Genomic DNA, 24,193 nt, shown 5'->3' with positions numbered 1-24,193 from the left:
GATTCATGCGATAAATCTTAAAGTAGTCTTAAACAAATACATTAAAAAATATCGTTCAATCTTGCATTTCCTGTAGCTCCTTTAGGCAGGAAAACAACTTTTCTTTTTATCATTTTTGCTTTTTCAAGAACTTTAAGGGCTTTCTGGCGTTCAATTTCTCTGTTAAGCGACGGGGAATTTTCCCATTGTGTAAATTCTTTCATAATTTAATATTTTAAGGTGTTTGATTATGGTGTAAGCTTTTAACCAGCTTACTATTGTCTTAGCATAAAGCAGACCATTTTTTAGCAAAACCTGAAAATATTTTCTTATATAAATGAATTTACATTAAATTAATATTATTAATCCAGATGAAAGTTTTTTGGATCAGGATGTATAAAGGTAAAATCTAATTCAGTAATGAGTTTTTCAGACGAGATGATTCTTTCTTTATTATTATACTGCATATCATCACTATGTTGATTATTCTGAGCGGCAATCACTTCCTGTTTTAAAGGATGAAGCGGCGCCACAACATTATAAACTTTACCACGAACATCCTTTTCAATCATTTTCAGGATCACTGCTGAAACATCTTCATAATGAACATGATTGACAACTCCGGACAGATCCGAGATGTTAAAATTCTTCAGTAACCTTGAATCTCCCATCAATCCGCCAAGCCTCAGAATGTTAATCTGTGGAAAAGCTTCTTTAATTTTATTTTCTGTAAAAATATTTTCTGAAGGCAACATCTCTTCTTTAAAAATACCCGGTTCGTCAGGGTAAACGCTTGTGGTACTCATAAAAAACAGTTGTTTTTCAAATTTTCCTATGAATGAAATTAAGCTTGAAAGCTTTTTTTGTAGTATTTCCTTTGATGTTCTTCTTTCTGAAAAAGGAACCGTGATAATAATGACATCAAGCTCCGGAGCAATATTCCATGGATCCGGAAATTGCTTTTCATCTTCATTAAAAACTGCAAGATCCGCCTGAATTCCTTCAGAGCGAATATTTTTAAGCTTTTGCGGTGATGTTGTGGTAGCATGCATCTCAAAACTTTCAGCAAAGTTTCTGCTTATTCTTGACCCCAACCAGCCATAGCCTATAATTCCGACCTTTTTCATGTTTCAGTATAAAGCACAAAGATATATTCTTATGAAATTAATAATACACCAATTATAATTTAAAGTAAAAAAACACTTATTTTTTTTTAAGATTAAATTTAAAAAATATATTAAAGGCATATTATTTGCGAATAACCTTGTAGCATTTATGGAAATTTGCAAAACATTCTTCTTTTTCCCATATTTGCACATCAATGAAAGTTTAAAGCTTGGAAACTTGACAAACAGCTATAATCCGATGAATAACAACATTGACATCTATATACAGGCTCTGAATTCGGCCAACTGCGGAATTATCATTACAGATAATACCCAGCCGGACAATCCTATCATCTACTGTAACAGAGCATTCGAAACCATCACAGGGTATTCACATGACGAAATCATCGGGCACAATTGCCGGTTTCTTCAGGGACAAGACAGATCTCAGCCGGAGAGAGAATTCATTAAAGAATGTATCATAAAAGGAAAAGACTGTAAACTTGAAATAAGAAATTATAAAAAAGACGGAAAACTTTTCTGGAATGAACTTTATATTTCTCCTGTAAAAAATGAAGAAGGCATTATTACTCATTTTATCGGAGTGCAAAATGATATCACGGAACGTAAAAAAGCAGAGCATGAGCTGAGGGAAGAAAAATCTTCAGTAGAAAGAAAGATCCTTGAAAGAACAAAAGAACTTGTAGACAGCGAAGCTTTTCTTTCAAGTATTGTTCAGACCGTGAGGGAAAGTCTGTTGGTACTTGATGCTGATTATAAAGTTTTAAGTGCGAATACGCATTTTTTAAATTCATTTAAAGTAACTTCAGAAGATACCGTAGGAAAAATCCTTTTTGAACTGGGTAATCATCAATGGGATATTGATCCTCTGAAAAAACTCCTGACGAAAATATTACCGACCAATAATCCGGTAATTGATTATGAAGTAGAACACGATTTTCCACATATTGGTAAAAAGGTAATGCTCCTGAATGCTTATCGTATTGAATTTGAAGGTCAATATAAAGACAGAATTCTTATTGCAATTGAAGATATTACAGAAAAAAAAGAACTTGACCGAAGAAAAGATGATTTCCTTTCCATTGCAAGTCATGAACTTAAAACACCTCTTACCACTATAAAAGGTCTTGTACAGCTTTTACAGAGAATGGTTCCGGAAAATTCTCCGGAGAGATTTAATACAACTCTTGATAAAGTATCGGTATATGTAGACCGTCTGAACGTACTTATTTCGGATCTTCTGGATACCTCCAAGATACAGTCGGGAAATATAGAACTCCATCTTGATCCTTTTGATATTGACAAAACCATTCGCGATACCGTTGATAATCTTTCCGTATCTGCCCCGCATCATAAAATATCATTGAAAGGATCTACTAATGCTACTATTTTAGGGGATGAGCTGCAGATCTCACAGGTTATTAATAATTTAATATCGAATGCCATAAAATACTCTCCGGGATCAGATAAAGTAGATATTTATATCAACAGGGTGGGAAATTTCGTGAAAGTTTCGGTTACAGATTACGGAATGGGAATAAGTGCTCAGGATAAAGCGAAAATTTTCGACCGCTTTTTCAGGGCACGAGAAATACAGAAAAAATTTCCGGGACTGGGAATCGGACTTTATATTTCACATGAAATTATTGCCAACCACAGCGGGACACTTTGGGTAGAAAGTGAAATCGGGGCAGGTTCTACGTTTAGTTTTACATTACCCATTATGAAAAATCACTAAGAATGAATAGCAAAAAAATAATGGTCTGTGATGATGACCAAGGTATACTTGATGTCCTGGAGATGCTCCTGGAATCTGAAGGTTTTACCGTCTTCACCGAAATCAACAGTACGAACCTCATTAAGCAGATCCAGATCGACAAACCGGATCTTATTCTTCTTGATCTTTGGATGCCCCTTTTGTCGGGTGACCAGGTTTTAAAAGCAATCAGAAACACACAGGACATTAAAGATCTTCCGGTAATCGTACTTTCCGCAAGCGTTGACGGAGATGATATTGCAGCAGATGCGGGAGCAAATGATTTTGTTGCGAAACCTTTTGATCTTGATCATATTGTTTCAAAAATAAATGGCCTGCTGGTCTTGAAATAAGCAATTTTAAAATATAAATAAAAAAAGGAATCTGCTGAAATTGCATATTCCTTTTGTTTTATTCCTGAGTTTAGGAAGCCCTGAATTCTCCGGATTCCAGATTGATGGAACAGCCGTCCGTAATGATATGAACTTTTATATTTTCTGCATATACAGGATGCCCCTCTTCCACTGTTTCTATATTTGTTTTTCCGATTTCTTTCGCACTCATTGCGATCACCATCCCGGATCCTTTACAGATCGCCTTCTTTCCTTCTTCAATTAAAAGTGCAGTATCTTCCACCAAACCAATTCCGAAACATTCACGGTGAAGCATTACGGCATGTGCCAGTCTTCCAAACCTTCCTCTGTGAACAAAATGAGTATCTACAATGCAGCCCGATAAAAGTCCAAGTCCTGATGCGAGTTTAATATCGTTTTCCAAAATCGCCTCATCATCTTCGGCTTCACAAATAATAATTTCAGGCATGCACATTGCTCCTGCGCTGGTTCCGGCAATTATAAAATCCTTTTCACCGAGGTATTTCTCCATCAGTACATCGCAGATTTCGGTATTTTTTATTTCATTACAAATTCTGTTCTGATCGCCTCCGGTGAAAAAGACAGCTTTACTTTTTCTGATTCTTTGAACATACTCATCTTCAGCTTTACCGGTGAAATGAATAAATCCGAAATTAGTATATCCTATTTCTTTAAATGTTTTGGTGTAGGTTTCGCGCATGCTTTCAGGCTCTGAACTTGCCGTGGTAATAACTTCAATTCTGTCTGCCTTATCATTTATGAGAAGCTGAAGAATTTCGTGAGGGATGAAATTTTTATTTTTATCCTTTATTTCCACTTCTGTTCCATCACGGTCTTCTTTTCCCCCGATAATCAATAATTTCCCTTTGGAACTGCCTTGTCTTTCGTTTTGCTGTTCATATGATAATCAATATTTTGTTTTCTGTTTCTATCGAATTTACGAAAGAACTCTAACAATATGATTGATTCTAATCAATGCAAATACAATTTGTTTTATTATGATGGTGATATGAAATTTCATATTAAAGAAAATGAGGGTGATATGATATAGGTCATAATCTTTTCGCTTTTATAATAATAACTTCGAAGGATAAGATGTCAAGAATACATCTTCACAGCTTTTTAACCTTAAACCATATCCATGCTAATTGAAGAAGAACTTTTGCTATCGTACGGTGCAGCAGTTGAAGACCTGAAAAATTCTGAGATTATTTTCAACGAAGGAGATACGCCGAGACTGTTTTACCAAATCAGAAGAGGACGGATAAAGCTAAGCCATTTTAATGAAGACGGCAAAGAACTTATTCTTGCTGTTCTGCATAATGGTTTCAGTGTCTGTGAACTTTTGCTTTTTATTGATAAAAAATATCCCGTAAATGCAGTTGCCATTGAGCCTACAAGCATTATTACTCTTTCTAAAGAAAAATTCATGAAGCTTTTGGATGAAAACCCCAATATTTCAATGGATATCAACAGTTTTTTGTCCCAACGGCTGTATTATAAATACATCATGCTGCAGAACAATTCGTCGCTTCATCCCGAAATCAGGATTAAAGGCGCTTTGGAATATCATAAAAGTTTCAGCAATAATATGTCTAAATTTGCTTTTGAAGTTCCTTTTACCAGAAAAGAACTTGCCGCAATCACGGGTTTGCGTACGGAAACCGTGGTAAGATGCATCAAAAAGCTTGAAAAAGAAAATTATCTTAAAATTATTGAAAGAAAAATATACGTTTAACAGTAAAAAAATTATTACATTTCAATCATACGCTGTTTTATGGCAAAGCTAAAACCAGAATATTTTCAGAATAAAGATGTTATTTTCCTTGCCCAGGATCTTTTAGGCAAAATACTCTTCACGAAGAAAAACGGAGAAATCACCGCCGGAATTATTACTGAAACAGAAGCATATTTCGGAGAAGAGGATAAAGCTTCTCATGCTTACGGCGGACGGCGAACATTGAGAACAGAAGCTATGTATCAGCCGGGTGGATATTCTTACATTTATTTATGTTATGGCATTCATCATCTTTTTAATATTGTGGTTTCACTAAAAAACGATCCTAAAAGTGTTCTTATAAGATCTGTCGAGCCATACCAGGGGTTCTCGGTTATCGAAAACAGAAGAAACAGGTCTTCATCCGACAAATCCATTTCTTCAGGTCCCGGATCTGTCTGCAAAGCTTTGGGTATCGATATGACATTCAACAGAAAACCGTTGACAGGAGAAGATATTTGGATTGAAGATTCTGGATTACAGTATCGTACGGAGGATATTGCTTCTACCCCACGGATCGGGGTTGCTTATGCTGATGAACATGCCCAACTGCCGCTTCGGTTTTACCTTAAAAAGAATCGGTATGTAAGTAAAAAGTAATTAAATAATTGATAAAAAAATTACGGAAGAGTTTTGATCTTCCGTAATTAAATTGGATTTATAATAAATATTGAATATATTTATTTTACAGCAGTCTTTGCTTTTTCAGATTCCATCAGATGATGCTCCAATGTAGGAAGAGTACTGCTGGCAAAAGACTTCAGAGATGCTTCAGATCCTTCAGAAGCCTGCTTTTTAAATTCAGCAATATCTTTCTGGTGATCTGTTACCATAAGATCTGCATACATACGGTCAAATTCTGCACCTTTTTTAGCTTTAAGCTCGTCATGTTTTTTCTGTTGGTCAGCGTTCAAATTTGTCGGTAAGGTATATCCGGATGCAGAAGCCCACTTTTTAAGTTCATCATTGGCTTTTCCATGATCTTTTACCATCATTGCTCCCAATGATTTTACAGTTGCACTAGAAGCATTGGTTGAAGCAAGCTGTCCAAGCATTACTTCCATCATACCACCTGTCGCTGCTGCGTCTGCAAATTTTTTATCCTGAGCACTTAATGTGCTGTTTGCAGCATTGGAATCCGACATCACTGTAGTGGCAGAATCTCCCCTATTCATTGAGGTATCTGCAGGAGCAGACATTGTTGTTGAATCTGCAGACTGATCGGAAGTTGTAGTTTCATTTTTCTTACAAGCTACCATTGCAGCAACTGCAAGAACTGTTAAAATTGAATTTTTCATAATATTATTGTAAAATGGTTAAAGATAAATAGCAATTATATTGCTCACGCTGATAGTAACAATTTATTTGCCAAAGTTTAACAAATAAGTTATTTATGATACCACAACTTATTTTTTTATAATAAATTATGCATCAACATAGCTTTCATATGGAACAAATATTGTGGATATGAAAAAATAAATCCCTGCAGCTTATGAAAATAGCAACTTATAATGTAAACGGAATAAACGGAAGACTTCCTGTCCTACTTCGCTGGCTGGAAGAAGCTCAACCTGACATTGTGTGTCTTCAGGAGCTGAAAGCTCCGCAGGAACGATTTCCTGTAAGTGAAATCAATGCTGCAGGCTACAACGCAATCTGGAAAGGACAGAAAAGCTGGAATGGTGTTGCAATACTGGCAAAAGATATGGAAATCACCGAAGTTCAGCGATCTTTACCCGGAGATCCGGAAGATGAACAAAGCCGGTATATTGAAGCAATCATTAACCACACCGTTATATGCTGTCTCTATCTCCCCAATGGAAATCCATATCCCGGACCAAAATTCGATTATAAGCTTTCATGGATCAAACGCCTAAAAAAAAGACTGGATCAGCTTATAGAAATGGATCTTCCCGCAGTTGTCATTGGAGATTTCAATATAATTCCCACCGCATCTGATGTATACAAACCTGAACGTTGGGAAGAGAACGCTTTATATCGGCCTGAGGTAAAAAAAGCATACCAGCAAATTCTAAAAAAAGGCTGGACAGACTCTATCCGTACGCTTTATCCCGAAGAAACTGTTTATACATTTTGGGATTACCTTTATAATTCCTACAGCCGGAATGCGGGAATGCGGCTGGATCATATATTGCTGAGTCCTTATCTGTCTAAAAATCTGAAATCAGGAGGCGTGGATAAGCATATCCGCGGATGGGAGAAAAGCAGCGACCATGCTCCGGTTTGGCTTACCCTTGATTAATTTTTCACGCGATTATAGACTAAAATCTATCTGATGTTTAAGCATGTCATCATATTAGGCACTATCATTTTATATATTAAGATTATATACAAATTCTTATTGTAACTTTGTTGCATATTACATCATATTTTCATTAGCAATTCAATATGAAACAGGTACGGAACACCCAGGCAAAAACAGAAATACTCCATCTCTTAAGCAATGCTACCAGTGCTTTATCACATCATGAAATACAGGAAAAGCTCAATGGTCTCTGCAATCGGGTAACGATATACCGTGTTTTGGAAAGGCTTGAAAAAGAAGGAAAAATTCATAAAATTATCAATATGGACGGGGTTGTCAATTATGCGAAGTGCAACCATTGCAATAAGGAAAGACACTCACATAATCACTTACATTTTAATTGTGAAAATTGTAAAGAAGTGACCTGTATTGAAAATGTGGTTCCTGAAATTAATCTTCCTGAAAATTTTACGGCACATAGTTATAATTTTGTCATCAGCGGAATATGCCCCAAATGCAGTCAGATTCAATAATACACTTTATTCGAAAATTAAAATTCTTTAAATAATTATTATAAAATTTTCTGTCATTAATGATTTGGCTTTGTTTTTGCGATGCAACCGTTATGAAAACAATTTTTATACTTGAAGATGAGACAGGCATCAGAGATGCATTACAGCTCCTCCTGTCATTCGAAGACTACGACGTTCGCTCTTTCTCTACAGTAGAAGCATTCAACAACAGAGATCTTTCTGTAGTTCCTGATATTTTTATCCTGGACGTGATGATGCCCGACGGAAACGGGATTGATGTTTGCAATGAATTGAGAACACGTCCTGAAACGTCAAATATTCCTATTATGATTATGAGTGCACACGCAAAAGATCATGAAGTAATCAGCAGATGCAACGCCGATGAATTTATCAGCAAACCGTTCGATATTGATGCTGTACTGCTGAAAATTGATAACCTGTTGGTTCCAAGCAATTAATCTAAAGGGGGTTCAATTTCCAAAACATTTATCTGACAGCTGAAAAATATGGTGCATAAATATGATATAAAAAATATTTTGCAGGTATAAAAAATATTTCTATATTTGCACCACTGAAAACGACGATATAATCGGAGTTTCTGGAGAGTTGGCAGAGTGGTCGATTGCGGCAGTCTTGAAAACTGTTGACTGTAACAGGTCCGGGGTTCGAATCCCTCACTCTCCGCCAGTTGGGAAACCAAAATAAGCTAAAACGCTGTAAACATCAATGTTTACAGCGTTTTTTGTTTTAGCGCAGTATCAGAAAAAACAAAATAGGTCACGATTTATATGTCCTATTTCATGTCCCATTCAAAAAAGAAAAAATGGGTCACGAAAAATCAAGGAAAGCCTGACCAATAGGCAGTTTAACGATTGTACATCTTGCAAAAAGTGGTAACAAAAAGTAAATTACTAAAGCATTAAAGTTATCACACAAAACATTCCATCTGTTATCTTCATCAAAAAGAATAAAATCAGAGCACAATAATATTTTTTTGGTACTATAACATTCATTTACAAATATCTGAATAATTCCTTCTATAGTTGATACATGTTAATTTTCTAAACCTAAACTAACATATACGCATTTGCATGTAAAGAATTACCTGCTTAAGAAACTAAGACTGAAGATGTTAAAGCAAAATACTACAAAAGTGTTATTTTACATACCATCCGTTTTAATTATCTTTATATAAACTAAAAACCATTATTATGAAATTATTCTTTTGCATTGAGGGTACTTAAAAAACGATCCTATATTTTTCTAAAAGACCAGATTTTCACTCATTTGGTTTCGAATTAAGACATTTACTCTCATCATGGTTATAAAGAAAAATCAGCTTCCTTAAGTGATTGTTTCCGAATTATAAACCATGCTAAGATGTTATTCGGTCATCCGATCTGAACTATTATAATCACAAATAAAATTATAAATACCATGAATGTAATAGATTTCACTCAAACTGTTGAACACATGCTGGATCATCTCGAGAAACTTTATAGTAATGATTCCTTACATGTTTCTGATATCAGAGATAATATCAACTGGGAAGATTCTAAAAAAGACCTTCTCAGAAAATACGGAATTAATCCAAAATCATCAAGGCAATATGTGGATTTGATTCAAGAAGGCGGAGGTGTCCACGGCATTGCACTGGCGGGCTATACCTACATTCTTGAAAAAATGGGAATTTCTTTTTTAAACAGCGCAGGCACAAGCGCAGGTGCTATCAACACCATGATGCTCAACTGCGTATATTCGCGCCGGGATGCTATTATGATGGGTATGAAAGAAGAATTTATCAGACAATGTTACGAAACCCGTTCGGAAAAAATTATTGAATATTTATCCCAAAAAGATTTGCGGGAACTGGTAGACGGGCATCCCTCTTGGAGATCTTTTATTTTACAGTTTTTTTCAAATAAAGAAAGAGGACCTCTTCTTAAGAGAATTAAAAACAGGCTGAGATTAACCGTTATCTTTTTGCCTATATTATTGTTACTAATTATTGTTAGCGGTACCGGAGTCGGAATTCTAACGCATTATCCCGCTTCATGGCAAATATGGATTAATCGAACTCTTCTGGCGGCCATTATAGGGTTTATGATTTGTATAGCCTTGCTTATTAGAAATATTACAAGTTTACGGCTATTATACTTCAATAGCGAAAAAATGGGTATTAATCCGGGAGATAATTTCAAAGAATGGATTCAGGGGCTCATGGAAAATAATGGCATTAAGACCGTTAGTGATCTTAAAAGGAAAATGCTTACAGAAAATGATCTTTACCGGTGTTATTATGTCCCTGATCATCCTCATTTTGAAAATACAGATTCCAATGGTAATGAAAGTACAGAAAAATTAGTAAATACTACTAAAGAAACAACAAATTCCTCTGATGGTGGTGCTGAAAATAAAATAGGAGAACAGGATAAGCCGCACGATTCAAAGAATGATTGGCATGAGTTAAAAGACAGAATGATAGATATACAGCTTAAAGAAATTTTTGACGATTACCTAACAAAAAATAACTTGGCTGCCGAAGATCAGAAATTCGTCGATCATCTCCTTATCCAATTAATTTGTGGGATTTCCAATTTTAGCCAGATTAATTGGCAGGATCTTAAAATAATCAACGAATTTCTCACTACAAAAAAATTTATTTCTATTAATAATAACGATAAAATAATTGAGGAAATACTAAAAAAACTTTTTATAAACACAAAAAATATCGTAAATGCATGTGGTAACAGATTTTTTCAGCAACTTGTGGTTGTTGCGGCAGACATTACCAACCAAATTAAAGTTGAATTTCCCGGAATGCATGAGTTTTATTGGGGAACCGACGAATCGATCTCGCCGGCAGAGTACGTAAGAGCTTCTATGTCAATTCCTTTTTTCTTCAAGCCTTATAAAGTTACGATGTCTAATACCCAACTTATTAATATCAATGAAACCTGGAAAACAAAATTGGGCTCTTATAAGAATTTTATTCAGGGAAATAATGAGATTCTCTTTGTAGATGGCGGAGCGCTATCAAATTTTCCTATCAATGTTTTCTATGACAGCAATCATCACACAATACCTACCCGACCTACTTTCGGCATTAAGTTAGAGTATGATAATGACGATTTATATAAACTGATAGATAATGAATCCAAGCTTGCCCTATCCATGATTTCAACGATGCGCTATTTTTATGATCGTGATTTTTTAATCAGAAACAGCAACTTCCGAAAAACAGTACGAAGTGTAGATACAGGAAAAATAAGCTGGCTAAATTTTGCACCAAAATCGTATGAGCAGATTGAACTGTTTTACAGAGGCGCACTGGCCGCTACGATCTTTCTGTCAGGCAAAAAATTAAATTTTGAAGATCGGGATAAGCTCCTTCAAAAAGCAAAATCCGATTTCGGAATTACTGATTTTAAGCTAGAAGATTTTGTATATCCTGATATTTTCTTCGACTGGGAAAATTATAAAAAGGAACGCGGAATGGCAGAGATTTATAAAAATCTTAGTCCTAAACTAAAAGAAAAATCCAGTTTTACCAACTAAATTTTCAATTATGTTATTTATATATATTTTTAGAAAAACCTTTGACCTGTGTATTGAAAATTTTGACCAGGTTATTTTATGGCTTTCAATACTTATGATATTTGGCACCATTATTACAAGTGCATGTCTTTCTTCGTTTGCACCAACCCTCTATTATGAAGTCAAATCCAGGAAAAAGGAAAATTGCGTGATCTACTTTTCTATATTTGATCTCCAGCTTCCGTACAAGAGTAGAATGTTTAACGAAATCATTCTTAAAATCAACCCGAAAACCCAAAAAATTATTACAAAATCACTGAAAATGGACAATATTTTTATGCCATTTGCTTATACAAGTATTTTTTTGCTGATTACGCATTTTTACCTTTTTTCAAGAGAGTATAATTCGGCTATATTCCCGATGTTTCCTTTTCTGCAATATGCACTTATACTTCCTTTTATAGCTTATCTATGCGATATCGGTGAAAACTATCTGACTAAAAAGTTAATATATCGGGTCCAGAAGCTACAGGCTGAAGAGGTTGGTCATATTGATGAAAGGCTCGAAATAGAAAATTCACTGAACAGATTGATTAACCACTCAAAGTTAAAAATTTATGCAGCATCAAGTATAAAATGGATTACTGTGATATATTGTATTTTAGTAATCTTTTGTTCATTTTTCCTTCAGTTTTTTTAATTTGATATTAAAGGTAATTTCAAGTTAATATAAAACAAAAAGTGCTACAATTTCCTGTAGCACTTTATATATAGAACAATTTTAATTAAATTGATGTGACTTTAAAGATTTTAGATTAAAAAAAATCACATAGACAATTTCAATTAATTTTCAGTTGACTAATTTTCAGGAATTACAATGCCTGATAGTATTGATTTATTGTATTGTAGAAGACATTTCAGATTAAGATCTGTTTTGAAAAAATCTGTTTTTTTCAGTAAGTTCTCATAATATTCAATACCTTGAAGTAGGTTTTCCTTAAAATTTTTCCATTTTTTTATCTGGCCTGCTGTTATATTTCCTGAAAACTCTTCAATTTCCTTTTTCAGATAATCAATATACATTTTCATTTCGTTGACGAAAATATTTGGCCTGTTTTTATGTGAAATAACATTAGATCTACCATAAATATGCTTTACCATTTCCAAAAGTGAAACTTCCTTATCAAAGTACGCCAGATTCGGGCCGGGGCAGATCACAACGCCCTGTTGCTCCCCTTTTATTTCAATACCGTTTTCAAGATATGCGGAATTTACTAAACCAACACAAAGACATGCTTTCTCGGTTATATTGTGTCTTTTTCTACGATATATTTCGGAACTAAACTCATATTTTTGCGATTCAAGTTCCTGTAATTTCAGTTCCTGATATTTTTTCGATGCCGTACAAATTCCTTCCGGTGAATATTCTTTACTTAAAGCCAGCAGCTTTTTAGGACAAGAACTTCCATATCTGCCTCTCGACTGTTTCTGACGTCTGATGATTTCATTGGAAGAATCTCTAACCGTATTAAAAGGCACACCAAGCGGGGATAGATTACTGATATAGAAATCTTTTTCTTTTGATTCTGAAAGAAGTTTCCTGGTTTCGTGATCCACTGAGGTCGCTTCAGGAACCAGTAAAAAAGGAGAGCCCCAGCCAATGCTGTCAATATTATAGGTATTTAAAAGAAATTCATGTTCTTCAGCTGTTCCAACTCCACCCTGAACCGTAATTTTTAATTCTAAAGGCTGGACAACAGGAGCTTTTTCTTTCTGCTCCAATGCTTTATTCATTAAAATATGGGAAGATTCAATAAGTTCATGTTTTTTATTTTTAAACTCTTCAAGAATAGGTCCCAGTAAAAGTCCTTCCGTTGCAAAGGCGTGTCCGCCGCAATTCAGCCCGGATTCAATCCTGTATTCCGATACCCAGAGCCCTTTTTTAGCTAAAAAATTCCCCTGAATCATCGCAGAACGGAAATCACTTACTTTAAGAATAATTTTCTTTTTAATACTTCCTTTTTCATCAGGATAAAAATCTTCAAATTCTTCGATATAACTGTAAAGTCTGGGATTCATTCCTGCCGAAAGCACTACCGATGAAGACAATTTGCTATTTGCAAATCCACGCAATGAGGCATGTGCATCATTATAGGTTACTGGCAGCTGTTGCTTGTTTTTAAAATTATCCTTATCAACTTTCGTCATGATATTGACATCAATATTTCCCGGAGAAAGATGTTTTTCGATAAAGTTTTTAATAGCAGAAGCAATTCCTTCTTTCTGGGTCATGAAATGCTCAAGACCGGCTTTCAGTTCCGAAGTGTTGGGAAGCATATCCGCAAAATTGGCAAGTGCCATTCTATTTTTTGAAAGTTCCTCTTTAAAGGCTTCAAATTTTTCGGTCACAATATCATCCAGCATATTGAGATACGCGGTAATTCTCTTGGCACGGTAGTCCTCAACCCTTGTCGAAATACTTGCATAATTCAGGTTGAACCGGTTGCTGTAAAAATTTTTCATTTTTTCTATAATCTCATCATCAATTATAGAAACTACGGATGAAATTCCGTACTGCGCCACACGGACAGGACTGTCAATAGTGTACGCCAATCCCATTACGGGAATATGGAAATTGTGTAAAGGCTTTTTGATCATTTTTATATTGATTAAAATAATTGCTTACCTCTAAATTCCCATCAACTTATTCACTGGACACAAAAATATCAGTTTTAAATTAATTATGCTTACAATAATAGATTAATTTGTGTGATTATGTCTAAAATCATCAGAAAGTAAAAAAGTTTCGGGCAAATCTTCGATTTGCCCGAAACTTTTATAAAATAAAATTTATTCTGATTTAATTTTCGTTGGATGATTTTAATTTAAGAAACATAAAAGCCAGTCCTAATCCAAGTCCTGCCATTACTGCCAATCCTGTTTTCCTGGAAGGAACAGGAAACATGGTATAACCGTAAATCCGATGCGGTTCGGGTGAAGGTGATAAGATATTACCAGAATCTGACGGTGCCTTTTTCATTCTCATCATCATTCTCATTCCGGCAGAAGCGGTATTGATAACGGGTTTTGGAAAAAGTTTATAAACTCCCGTGAGAAGTCTGGAGGTAATATCCGGGAATAATTCTTTTTGTGGATTTTTAGCAAGCTGTACAAATTTCGCAGCGGTATCCCGGGGATCTGCAGCAAAAGGAGGAATTTTAAAATCCAGCCCGGAAAATTTAGCAGAATGCATGTTTCCGGTAGACCTTTGAATCTGCGGATACAGATTGCATATGTGTACATTCGGGAAATCTGAAATCTCACCGTGAAGGCATTCCATCATCCCCCGGATTCCGAATTTGGTAGCAGAGTACACTGCACTGTAAGGAGCCGGCATAAAACCTCCTATTGATATATTGTTGATTAAAATTCCGTCATCCTGTTTTTTAAAAATCGGCAGAACACTGTATGCACCGTGCATATATCCGAAAAGATTGGTTTTGATCACCTGTTCGTTCAGATCCATAGGAATTTCTTCAAACTTACCGCTTGCCATTACTCCTGCATTGTTGATCCATATATCTATTCTTCCGTTAAACTGTAATGCTTTATTAGCAAGGTTCTGAACATCGGCAGCGATGGATACATCAGTAGGAACGCCCAGTGCAGCAACTCCCAGATCACGGCATAAAGAAACGGTTTCGTCAAGTGCATCTTTTCCGCGCGCAGCCACAACGATAGTACAGCCCTCCAGAGCGAATGCTTCAGCTGCTGCTCTCCCTACTCCGCTGCTTCCGCCGGTGATGACAACTGTTTTACCTTTAAGGCTTTCGTGGATTTCGTTATTGGATTTCATTTTGTAATTGGTTTTGGTTAATTATCTATAACTCACCTATTATTATGCCACATCCCTCAAACGCTTATAATAAACAAAAATCCCGGAAATTAGTCGGGATTTTTTATTCGTCGAAAATTACTCTACCGTTGAAAGGTTCACTCCAGCAGATAAAAATACGATCATTGTGCCTCCTGATTTCTGCCTGAAGGTTTTCGTATTCTCCATCTTCTTTTTGTCTTTCAACAATTAAATCAGCTCCCTCGCCTATATTTCCTTTTCGGAATTCCACTTGGTAAAGATCTGAACCTTCTTCTTTAACAAAGTCTTCTTTTCTGAAATTTTTATGTGCCATATTTATATTTTTGTAAATACTGAATAAACCGTGCCAAGAGCGACTAATTCCGAACATTAAAATTCGTGTTTTAAATTTTTCTCCAAATTAAAATCAAAAATTATATATTTTCTAAAAAACTCATAAATAATATTAAAAAATCCGGCCGGACAAGCTTAGTGGCATAATATTTTAATATATACTAGTACTCATGTTTAATTTGAGTTTTCATGGTTATTAGTTTTTATCCTCAGATTTCTGAGGATTTTTTTGTTTTAAACAATTTTTAATATTAATATGATAAAAATTCGATGTTGTTAATTTTCCAATCCTATTAAAACAAAATAAAAGAGCAGCTTATTTAAAAGCTGCTCTGCATTATTTCCTGTCAGTTTGTGTTACTTAGATCGCGTACGCTCCTTTATTCTGGAATACATTAATTCCTTCAATTTTATTATTCTGAACATTGTAAATCATTTCAACCGTAAAATGAGATATTTCGTAAAGAACATACTTAAGAGTATTAATTGTTCTTTCGTTCATAACACGTCCTTCATTCATCACTAAGCTGAATTGATCCTGATTAGGCATATTTTTAAAATCGTAATAAGAAATATTCATAGCGGATGTTTTAATACTTTGGTTATCAATACACAATTTCTTTGCCAAATTATGTTAATGCCTTTTATTTTTTTCACTTTATTATTATAACCATGAAAATATTTTCAAGAATAAATATTTCAAGCTATATTTCACGAATCAGCCTGAAGGTAAGATTGATTCTCGGATTCATTTTCTTTACAGACTTTGCAATCCGATGTTCCCAGTTGACCTGCAAGTCCCCCTTCATGATCAGGAGCGATCCGTGATCTAGAGCAAGGCTATATTTCTTTTGATGATCATTAATATTTCTGAAATCAAAATTCCTTACCTGGCCCAGACTAACAGAAGCAATTACGGGCCGATTTCCCAGTTCGCTTTCCTTATCCCGATGCCACGCAACCGAATCATTCCCGTCCCGGTAAAGGTTAAGGAGTACTGAATTAAATTCATATCCCGAAAATGTTTCGATTTTCTCTTTTAAACCAATCAATTCCGGAGACCATTCATTGACATGAAAATCGTTATTTCCCAAATGATACATTTTACTGCTATCGCCGAACCAAGACGTTAATCTTGGAGTAACAACTGTTTTATCATACATCTTCTGGGTGTTCTGCTTCCAGGGTGTTGTAGCTATAAGCTGATTAAAAAGTTCCGAAGCTTCCTGTTCAGATAAAAAACTCTTTCTATATTCCAACAATTCTTCCGGAAATTCATAATATTCATCTGCTTCAAACAGGCTTAGCTGGCTCATTTTATTTTTCTTTTAAATCTTTAGTAATCTGTTTTTCGGCATTTTTAGCGCGTTCTTCCTGCGCTTCTTTTTCTTTACGCTGCTGTCTTTTTGTTTTTTTCTCAGCCCTTCTCTCCTGTCGGATTACTTTATTGAGCTTCCTGTTGTAAGCCGCATCCAGAATTCCCTGTCCTTTTTTACTGAAAATCTTAATTTTCGGGTTTTCATGGGTTCCGGTTACCACAATAGGAAACCCGATCAGTCCGCCCGGAAGAATTCCTATTCTCACTCTGAGGTCAAGGAGACCATTAAAGCTGGTAGTTCCGCTGATGCTTGGTCTTAAAATAGAAACCCTGAATGTAAATTTATCAACATGAATCAGATTATTCTTAATATGAGTCTCAATATTGACGCCTTTCATATCAGGATTATTGAAGGCTTTTGAACCGATATTGTCGCCTACCGCAGAAAGCATTTTTAAGTTTTTAACTTCCACATCCCGGAGATTAACGATTCCGCCGCCTTCAAGAGAGGGATAAATCGGTTTCATATTCCGGTCGAAATCTCCCTTTAATTTGTAATCAACAGAAACAATTCCTTTTACATTTTTCGCTGCCGTTGCCATTTCACGTACCATATCAATTTCTTTGTAAGCACGCTGTACATCAAAATCCAAAACCTTAAGGGCAACATCATAATTGGCGGTAAGCGGAGATTCATCCTGGTAACGGGCATCAATATTCATTTTACTTCCGATGATATCAAAAGACGTATTTTTGAGATAAACCTGGCCTTTTTCCACGGAAGCCTGACCTTTAACATGATTTAATGCCAATCCTTTAAATTCTACTTTCCTGATATTCGTCTGTAAAGAAACGTCAAGATTTTTAGGAATGATCACTACGCCGCTGCTTTTAGGATTTTCTACTTTTGCATACTCTACTTCAATCGATTTCCTTGAATTATCGCCATTTTTTAAAGCCATAAATTCATCAATGAGGACATAGTTGGAATTCAGGTTGAACTTACCATGCAGCGTCCCTTTTCTTTCGATAAAATAATTGATCGTATTCAGCAGATATCCGTTCAGAGAAAAATCTGATTTTCCATATGTCGCAAAGAATTTACTGAACCACATTTTCTCATTTTCAAACCGGAAGTTTCCTTCTTTAATAAAAAATGATTTCGGTAAAAATTCTGTTGTTGCTTTTATATTTTTTAAAATTAAATTACCCTTATTGTCAAGCTTGCTGTACTGTCCGGTAGTCGCATAACTTTGTCTTCCGTTCAGGGAAAGGTCGGCCATAATTAGTCCGCTCACATCAAAGCCTTTCTTCGCAAAAACGCGGTAAATTCTTCCTACATTCAGGACTCCTTTTGCACGGACTTTATACAAAACATCTTCAAAATTCTGCAGATCTGCGTTTACAAAAACAGGATTTCCTTCAAAATTAAACCGGAAAGGATCCAATTTCACGCCAAGGCTTTTAAAAGTCCCGTCTGTATTAGTAATGTTGGCTACAATGTTGATATCCTGAATAGGATTCGGATAATATTTTGTTTTAAGCCAGCCATTTTTAAGATTGAGGTAACCATTGGTTTTTGGGAATAACTTTTTGTCCAGACTGAAAACTCCGTTGGCTTTAATATTGGTATCCATTAGGCCGCGCATATCAATATCTTTCAAACCTAATGCCTGATCCAGTGTCTGCAAATCCACTGCTCCTTTTATATCGGCATTGATCTGCATTTCATCCAGACCTTTTGTTTTTACTACCGCTTTGAAACTGTTCTTCGGGCCGAGATCAAAACCGAGATTTTTAAGATCGATTGCCAGTTGATTCGTATCAAGAGAAGGCAGATCAACATTCAGATCCATGTTGAGATGATTCATCGGAACCGGCGCTTTTCCGTTGGAAACAAATCCGTCCCTTACGAGCAATCTTGCTTTAAGTCGCGGCTTTAGGTTTTTCTGCTCGCTAAAACGGCCTTTCAGATTAAAAAAAAGATCACTGTTGCCTTCAATTTTAGTATCTTTTGCCCAATCCAGATATTGTGGCGGAAGAACGGAGATCATATCCCGAATGGTTGTTTTCTCAGAAGCTGCTTTTACATCAAGATTGTAACCATCTTTGAGAATACTTAAAAAACCGGTAAATTTTAAAGGAAGATCATTAATTCGCAATTCGTTTTTTCTCAATACAAAGGTCAGCGCATTCGTATTGATCCTTGTGATAAGATCCGCATGCAGTGTTTTTTGTTTAGCATAATAAATTCTATTGAGGCTGAAATCAAGTTTATCAATATCCAAATCAGTTTCAAGATCAAAAATATCTTCACTTAATCCACCGCGTCCAGTGTAATTAAGCCCTTTCGCATCTACCAAAACTCTTGCTGCATGGTCTCTGTAGGTAATATTCCAGTTTTTAAGTTTGATAAGATCAAGTTTTATCGATGTTCCTGAACCTGTGGTATCTTTAGGCTTTTGTGAAGGTTTTGAAACATATACGTTATAATTAGCTTCACCTTTACTGTTAACAAAAACATTTCCGTAGGCATCCGTTACGTAAATTTCATCAATTTTAACTTCACGGTCGAAGATCAGGTTTTTTAGATTAATTCCTACTGCAACTTCACGTGCAGCAAGTAAAGTATCTTGCTGAAAAGGTTTTGATCCTTTCAATAAAAAATCATCTACCGAAACAGTAAGCGAAGGAAAGTGCCTGAAAAATGTAAGGTGGGTTCTTCTGTAATCAAGCTTTCCGGCAAGATGCTGATTGGCAAATATTTTTACCTGTTCCGAAATGGTTCCCGGAAATAAAATAGGGATAATAAACATCAAAAAAAGAATGGATGCGATTGAAATCCCCATCCATTTCAGAATCTTTATAACGATTCTTTTAAACCTTTCCATCTATTTTCAATTTTAGTTTAATAAATTACACTTATCTAAAATCAAGCCATTACTATTGAATTTATTCTATCATAACTCTAAAATTATTTACTTATTAAACAAAAATATCTGTGATGGCATAATTTATTCATTAGCCAAAAACAAAAATATTAGTATGAACTTTAACGAAGCAAAAGAACATAAAAAGGAATCCCTGAAAAATGCCGACGAATCTGTACTGAATCTTTTTCATGTAATAATCACACCCGCGAATACGGATGAAAGTGCAAAATTTATTGAAGATTTTCTGAAATCCCCGGAGTCTTTCGACGATGAAAGCTGTAAAAAATATTGTACCGACGGAAATTATGAAGTGGTAAGTTTCAAAAAAGAAACCACTGAATAAGTAAAAACGATTATTCGGATGAAAGAATTTTTTCCAACTGAACAATAAATCCTGCCTGTGCGGGATTTATTTTTTGCTTTGCCTCTTCTGAATAAAACCATTCCCAACGATCTACCTCAGGGATTTGTATGGTCTTTCCTGATTTTGGCGGCCAACTGATTGTGATCATGTTACTGCTTAATCCGGATGTTTCAAGATCCTGTTCCAACGCCCATGCAAAAACTTTCTTGCCGGCTTTTTGTGTAATCGGCATCAGTTCAATAAAATTTCCGTTCACAACTTTTCCAGTTTCTTCCAAAAATTCAGTTTTCGCAGGGTCCAGTAAACTTTCATCTTCTTCGGCTTCTCCTTTTGGGATGGACCATGCTCCCGAATCTTTATTTTTCCAAAACGGTCCGCCCGGATGCACCAGAAAATAAAAAGTATGTTCTTCCGATCTTTTGAACAGCAAAATTCCTGCACTTATTTTCATGATAATTACCAGCTGTTGAGCCCGTTTTCCAGAGCTTTCATATATTTTCTCTTATCGAATGAGTATAAATCAGGGGCTTTGTGAGCACCTCCTTTTCTTTGTTCATTAAGCTTTTTAAGAATCCCCATATTTTTAATCTTCCGGTAAAAATTTCCTCTGTTGAGTTCTTTCCCGAGAATCACTTCATACAGTTTCTGCAATTCCGAAAGCGTAAATTTTTCAGGTAAAAGATTATAACCTATTGGTTTATGTGAAATTTTTTCTCTTAATGTTAACAATGCTTTTTCAATAATATCCCTATGATCCATTGCCAGCTCGATTTCAGGAAGTTTACTTAGGTAAACCCATTCACAGGTTTCACTGTATTCATCGGCTATAAGCTTAAAACGGCCCGGATTATAGAGTGCATAATAGCCTATTGTGACAAATCTCTGCTTGTGAAAAAGCGTTTCATCAAAATCCTCAAAATAAAACTCACTTCTGTTCTTTTTGCCGAAAACACCGAATTCTTCAAGATATACTCCCGTGATTCCGGCTCTTTCCTGCAAAATACGCACGACAGCTTCATCAAGATCTTCGTCTTTTTGTACATATCCTCCCGGTAAAAGCCACTGTTTTCTATAATTCATTTTAAGAAGAAGAACCTTGAGCTCATTTTGATCAAAACCGAAAATGACGGGATCGGCAGAAAGGTGTGGTAAAAAAACCTCTTTCAGCTCATTAGATTTATTTAGAATTTGTTGTTTGGAATCCATTCGGGAATTTGGGAAAATTTTATTAAACAAATCTAGTAAAAATTTTGAAAAAACTTAAAAAGGGCCGTATCGTGATACTTTTTCGGGAACAATTTGGTTATTTATAATCATTGTTTCAATAGGAAACAATGATTATATTTTTAAAATAAAAAGTTCAAATAATTGATTATCAAACAACTAAATTACATTATTAAATTTTATTAACATTTTTTTGGATAATTGAACAAAAGAATGTAGTATTGTATTGCTTCATACAGAAGCAATGAATTTAAACACTAATCTGAACGAAATTGCTTCGACGATTACACTTTAGAAATAAAGAATTGAATCGAAAGACAACCGTCTTTACACTGAATCGAAAGCAGATCAGTAAAAGCAAAAGCTGCTGACCCATTTTCGAGAAACCCGATGCTGAGGAATACCGGCTGTAAAAATAATTCCGGTACTGAAATAAGTTTCATCCATACACTTTTTGGATGCAGGATGAGCTATGCCTTTAAACATGTACGATAACAACTATATAGAATTTAGAAAACTAAGCAATGAGAAAATCAACTCTTAAGATTTCAGCATTGGCATTGATGCTTTCCTTCGCAACAGCTTTTGGACAGGAAACCGACAGTGCTTCAGTGAAAACAGCAGTAAAAGCAGTGGTTAAAAATGAAGAAGGCGTAAAAACGGTTACCACTTCGTCAAAAGAAGATAACAACAGAAATGTAATGCTGAACGCAGCAAACAATACAAGTCCGCGGGATGTAAATATCGGATTACCTTCCACCGTAGGCGGAATTACGATTCTTGAAAATGATCTTCCCGCTGTCTATTTCTTTTGGCCGGAACTCCCGAATAAAACATGGAGACAAAGTGTAGCTTTAGAAAAAACCGGGCTTTTAAAAATGGATCAGCTCGCCAATACGATGGGTGATCTCGGTTTTGCAGTTAATTCTTATTCTCAGACAGGAACAAAAGATCTTAAAGTAAAAGGAAAATTTACAACAAGTACATTTGGATGGCTTCAGGGAGATGTTAATGTTTCCGGACCGGTTTCCAAAAACGGATGGACGTATACCGTAGGTGCTTTTGCCAACTTTGACCCGAGTACGTACAAATTAGGCTTCGCAAGAAATGCTGATGAAACCAAAATTTTCAGAGCAGGTATTACCAAATATTTCAATAATGATAAGGGTAAAATCTCGGTTTTATACAAATATGCAGATTCTTACAGTATAACCAATTATGCCGTTTTCCAATATGGAGCGGAAGGTAAAGTGACCGAGCTCGATAATTTCAAAATCGGCAGAGATTCTTATGTGGTAAGAGACGGGCTGATGAAAGTAAAAGATATTCTTACCGGTGAGTATTCGTGGCGCTCGATGAGTGGAAATGATAACAGATCAACATCGCATAATATCGATATTTTCGGTAATTATCTTTTAGACAGCGGCTGGAATTTTAAATTCTCAACAAGAGCGCATTTTTCTAAAGTGAAAATGTCTAATATGATCCCTTTAAGTATTTTCAATGCGGACTCTTCAGCAGGATATACTTTGGCTTCCAATGGTCAGTCTTATTCAGGTCCGGTAGGAACAATTCTGGGAATGTACACACCGGAGACTCCGATCACCAGCGTTGCGGGACGTTTTTCTTTAAATAAACAGCTTGGAAATCACAATGTAACCTTCGGAGTGTTGGAACAATTTTACCACGTTAACAAATTCACATCCGACCGTACCTTCTTCTTTCAGACTGTTGAACCGCAGCCGCAAAGACTGATCGGCCCAAATACAGATGCAGACGGTTTCTACAATTATAATGCAGGCGGAGAATATCACAGCGGAACAGAAAACAAATTGTCAATCTATGGAACGGATGAATGGAAAGTTACCGACAACTTCAATGTAAGCTATGGATTGCATTTGAGAAATCACATCCTTGACGGTGAATATTCTCTGACGCCAAGAACAATTGGTTTCAACTTCACAGATCCTGCTCAGTTTGATCATATCAGTCAGAGTTTCTTCCAGATTGCAGGAAGCCTGAATGCAACGTACAACATTACCAAAAACTTCGGAGTTTTAGCCAACTTCTTATACACCGAAGAAAACAGAAGACTGGAAAGTTATTCTCAGGCTTTCGAACCGAATACCAATAAAATTAAAAGTCCATTGGGAGCATTCGGGGTTTTCTGGAACACCAACTGGATCCAATTGATTTCTCAGGCGACTTATCTTAAGAAAAACAACAACCTTAACAGATATAATCTTGTAAACCCAGCCAATAGTTCTCAGGCTCAAACGACAACGGTTTATTATGATATTCAGACATTAGGCTGGACCACTGATTTTGTTTTAAAACCATTTAAAGGATTCAATTTACATTATTTGGTGACGTTCCAGAATCCGGTATACAAGAAATTTAATTTCAATGCTTTCGGAAAAGATTACAATTACAGTGATAATAATGTATTGGGCGTTGCTAAAGTGTTGATGGAAATCGACCCAAGCTATACCGTTGACAAATGGAGATTCTGGGCAAGTTTCAGATATTTCTCAAAACAATATGCGAATCTTACGAATGCCTTATATTTTGCCCCAAGATGGGAAACTTTCGGCGGTGTGAGTTATACGGTGAATAAAAACATTAACGTTGGCGCAACAGTGATCAACTTTCTGAATCAAAGAGGAGCCAGCGGAACAATTAACGGTGCCGAACTGATCACAGATGCAAGTCCATACTACGGAAAATTGTTGACGGGAACTTACATTATGCCATTAACAGGACAATTCTCAGTAAGCTTTAATTTCTAAATGTAA

General features: G+C 35.6%; 23 protein-coding genes and 1 tRNA gene. 11 read left to right on the top strand and 13 right to left on the bottom strand.

Annotation, left to right across the window (positions count from 1 at the left end; genetic code table 11):
* Positions 1 to 41: 41 nt before the first annotated feature.
* Positions 42 to 203 carry a hypothetical protein gene (locus M0D58_RS01760; RefSeq protein WP_248393111.1) on the bottom strand — a complete coding sequence of 54 codons (162 nt, stop codon included), beginning with the start codon at positions 201 to 203 and terminating at the stop codon, positions 42 to 44.
* A 138-nt stretch (positions 204 to 341) separates the two neighbouring features.
* Complete coding sequence (locus tag M0D58_RS01755) at positions 342 to 1,106, bottom strand: Rossmann-fold NAD(P)-binding domain-containing protein (protein ID WP_248393109.1); 765 nt, start codon at positions 1,104 to 1,106, stop codon at positions 342 to 344.
* Positions 1,107 to 1,344: 238 nt separating this feature from the next.
* On the opposite strand from M0D58_RS01755, the gene M0D58_RS01750 reads away from it, so the two are divergent.
* Both M0D58_RS01750 and M0D58_RS01745 read left to right on the top strand, forming a co-directional pair.
* Entirely contained in the window at positions 1,345 to 2,844 is a 1,500-nt protein-coding gene (locus tag M0D58_RS01750; RefSeq protein WP_248393107.1) for a sensor histidine kinase, read from the top strand.
* 2 nt (positions 2,845 to 2,846) lie between these two features.
* Positions 2,847 to 3,215 carry a response regulator transcription factor gene (locus M0D58_RS01745; protein WP_248393105.1) on the top strand — a complete coding sequence of 123 codons (369 nt, stop codon included), beginning with the start codon at positions 2,847 to 2,849 and terminating at the stop codon, positions 3,213 to 3,215.
* A 70-nt stretch (positions 3,216 to 3,285) separates the two neighbouring features.
* Here the strand turns inward: M0D58_RS01745 and M0D58_RS01740 are convergent, their stop codons facing one another.
* Positions 3,286 to 4,092 (bottom strand): cyanophycinase, encoded by an 807-nt coding sequence (locus tag M0D58_RS01740; protein WP_248393103.1) that lies wholly within the window; start codon positions 4,090 to 4,092, stop codon positions 3,286 to 3,288.
* Positions 4,093 to 4,377: 285 nt separating this feature from the next.
* Between M0D58_RS01740 and M0D58_RS01735 the strand changes: the two genes are divergently transcribed.
* Together M0D58_RS01735 and M0D58_RS01730 are read left to right on the top strand one after the other, a co-directional pair.
* Entirely contained in the window at positions 4,378 to 4,974 is a 597-nt protein-coding gene (locus tag M0D58_RS01735) for a Crp/Fnr family transcriptional regulator (protein WP_248393101.1), read from the top strand.
* 39 nt (positions 4,975 to 5,013) lie between these two features.
* On the top strand, positions 5,014 to 5,613 hold the full coding sequence (locus M0D58_RS01730; RefSeq protein WP_248393099.1) for a DNA-3-methyladenine glycosylase: 600 nt from the start codon (positions 5,014 to 5,016) through the stop codon (positions 5,611 to 5,613).
* Between the two features lie 80 nt (positions 5,614 to 5,693).
* Here the strand turns inward: M0D58_RS01730 and M0D58_RS01725 are convergent, their stop codons facing one another.
* Entirely contained in the window at positions 5,694 to 6,311 is a 618-nt protein-coding gene (locus tag M0D58_RS01725) for a DUF4142 domain-containing protein (RefSeq protein WP_248393091.1), read from the bottom strand.
* A gap of 194 nt (positions 6,312 to 6,505) precedes the next feature.
* On the opposite strand from M0D58_RS01725, the gene xth reads away from it, so the two are divergent.
* The 5 genes from xth (at position 6,506) to M0D58_RS01700 (ending at position 11,370) form a co-directional block, all read left to right on the top strand.
* Complete coding sequence (gene xth, locus M0D58_RS01720) at positions 6,506 to 7,276, top strand: exodeoxyribonuclease III (protein WP_248393090.1); 771 nt, start codon at positions 6,506 to 6,508, stop codon at positions 7,274 to 7,276.
* A 146-nt stretch (positions 7,277 to 7,422) separates the two neighbouring features.
* Positions 7,423 to 7,812 (top strand): Fur family transcriptional regulator, encoded by a 390-nt coding sequence (locus tag M0D58_RS01715; protein ID WP_248393088.1) that lies wholly within the window; start codon positions 7,423 to 7,425, stop codon positions 7,810 to 7,812.
* Between the two features lie 92 nt (positions 7,813 to 7,904).
* Positions 7,905 to 8,270, top strand: coding sequence for a response regulator transcription factor (locus M0D58_RS01710; RefSeq protein ID WP_248393087.1), 366 nt, complete (start codon positions 7,905 to 7,907; stop codon positions 8,268 to 8,270).
* A 142-nt stretch (positions 8,271 to 8,412) separates the two neighbouring features.
* Positions 8,413 to 8,499, top strand: a tRNA-Ser gene (locus M0D58_RS01705).
* Between the two features lie 750 nt (positions 8,500 to 9,249).
* On the top strand, positions 9,250 to 11,370 hold the full coding sequence (locus M0D58_RS01700; RefSeq protein WP_248393086.1) for a patatin-like phospholipase family protein: 2,121 nt from the start codon (positions 9,250 to 9,252) through the stop codon (positions 11,368 to 11,370).
* An 837-nt stretch (positions 11,371 to 12,207) separates the two neighbouring features.
* On the opposite strand, the gene M0D58_RS01695 is transcribed toward M0D58_RS01700, so the two are convergent.
* The 6 genes from M0D58_RS01695 to M0D58_RS01670 form a co-directional block, all read right to left on the bottom strand.
* Positions 12,208 to 14,007, bottom strand: a complete 1,800-nt coding sequence (locus M0D58_RS01695; RefSeq protein WP_248393085.1) for a hypothetical protein — start codon at positions 14,005 to 14,007, stop codon at positions 12,208 to 12,210.
* Between the two features lie 202 nt (positions 14,008 to 14,209).
* The gene (locus M0D58_RS01690) at positions 14,210 to 15,205 is read right to left on the bottom strand and encodes an SDR family oxidoreductase (RefSeq protein ID WP_248393084.1); all 996 of its coding nucleotides are present in this window, start codon (positions 15,203 to 15,205) and stop codon (positions 14,210 to 14,212) included.
* A 103-nt stretch (positions 15,206 to 15,308) separates the two neighbouring features.
* Positions 15,309 to 15,539 carry a glutathione synthase gene (locus M0D58_RS01685; RefSeq protein WP_248393083.1) on the bottom strand — a complete coding sequence of 77 codons (231 nt, stop codon included), beginning with the start codon at positions 15,537 to 15,539 and terminating at the stop codon, positions 15,309 to 15,311.
* Positions 15,540 to 15,920: 381 nt separating this feature from the next.
* Positions 15,921 to 16,139 (bottom strand): hypothetical protein, encoded by a 219-nt coding sequence (locus tag M0D58_RS01680; protein ID WP_248393081.1) that lies wholly within the window; start codon positions 16,137 to 16,139, stop codon positions 15,921 to 15,923.
* Positions 16,140 to 16,263: 124 nt separating this feature from the next.
* Entirely contained in the window at positions 16,264 to 16,875 is a 612-nt protein-coding gene (locus tag M0D58_RS01675; RefSeq protein ID WP_248393079.1) for an alpha-ketoglutarate-dependent dioxygenase AlkB family protein, read from the bottom strand.
* Position 16,876: 1 nt separating this feature from the next.
* Positions 16,877 to 19,768: an AsmA-like C-terminal region-containing protein gene (locus tag M0D58_RS01670; RefSeq protein ID WP_248393077.1), complete on the bottom strand. Its 2,892-nt coding sequence runs from the start codon at positions 19,766 to 19,768 to the stop codon at positions 16,877 to 16,879.
* A 154-nt stretch (positions 19,769 to 19,922) separates the two neighbouring features.
* On the opposite strand from M0D58_RS01670, the gene M0D58_RS01665 reads away from it, so the two are divergent.
* A complete protein-coding gene (locus M0D58_RS01665) occupies positions 19,923 to 20,153 on the top strand; it encodes a hypothetical protein (RefSeq protein WP_248393075.1) in 231 nt (76 codons plus the stop codon).
* Between the two features lie 10 nt (positions 20,154 to 20,163).
* Here M0D58_RS01665 and M0D58_RS01660 read toward each other — a convergent pair whose 3' ends face one another.
* The 3 genes from M0D58_RS01660 to M0D58_RS01650 form a co-directional block, all read right to left on the bottom strand.
* Entirely contained in the window at positions 20,164 to 20,625 is a 462-nt protein-coding gene (locus M0D58_RS01660) for an NUDIX hydrolase (RefSeq protein WP_248393073.1), read from the bottom strand.
* A gap of 5 nt (positions 20,626 to 20,630) precedes the next feature.
* Positions 20,631 to 21,380 carry an NUDIX hydrolase gene (locus M0D58_RS01655; protein WP_248393071.1) on the bottom strand — a complete coding sequence of 250 codons (750 nt, stop codon included), beginning with the start codon at positions 21,378 to 21,380 and terminating at the stop codon, positions 20,631 to 20,633.
* A 302-nt stretch (positions 21,381 to 21,682) separates the two neighbouring features.
* The gene (locus tag M0D58_RS01650) at positions 21,683 to 21,841 is read right to left on the bottom strand and encodes a hypothetical protein (protein WP_248393069.1); all 159 of its coding nucleotides are present in this window, start codon (positions 21,839 to 21,841) and stop codon (positions 21,683 to 21,685) included.
* Positions 21,842 to 21,922: 81 nt separating this feature from the next.
* Here M0D58_RS01650 and M0D58_RS01645 point away from each other — a divergent pair, with 81 nt between their 5' ends.
* Positions 21,923 to 24,187, top strand: a complete 2,265-nt coding sequence (locus M0D58_RS01645; protein ID WP_248393068.1) for a TonB-dependent receptor — start codon at positions 21,923 to 21,925, stop codon at positions 24,185 to 24,187.
* Positions 24,188 to 24,193 lie beyond the last annotated feature (6 nt).

It is taken from the genome of Chryseobacterium nepalense (genome assembly GCF_023195755.1).
Lineage (GTDB): Bacteria > Bacteroidota > Bacteroidia > Flavobacteriales > Weeksellaceae > Chryseobacterium > Chryseobacterium nepalense.
This window is presented reverse-complemented; position numbering and strand designations above follow the sequence as displayed.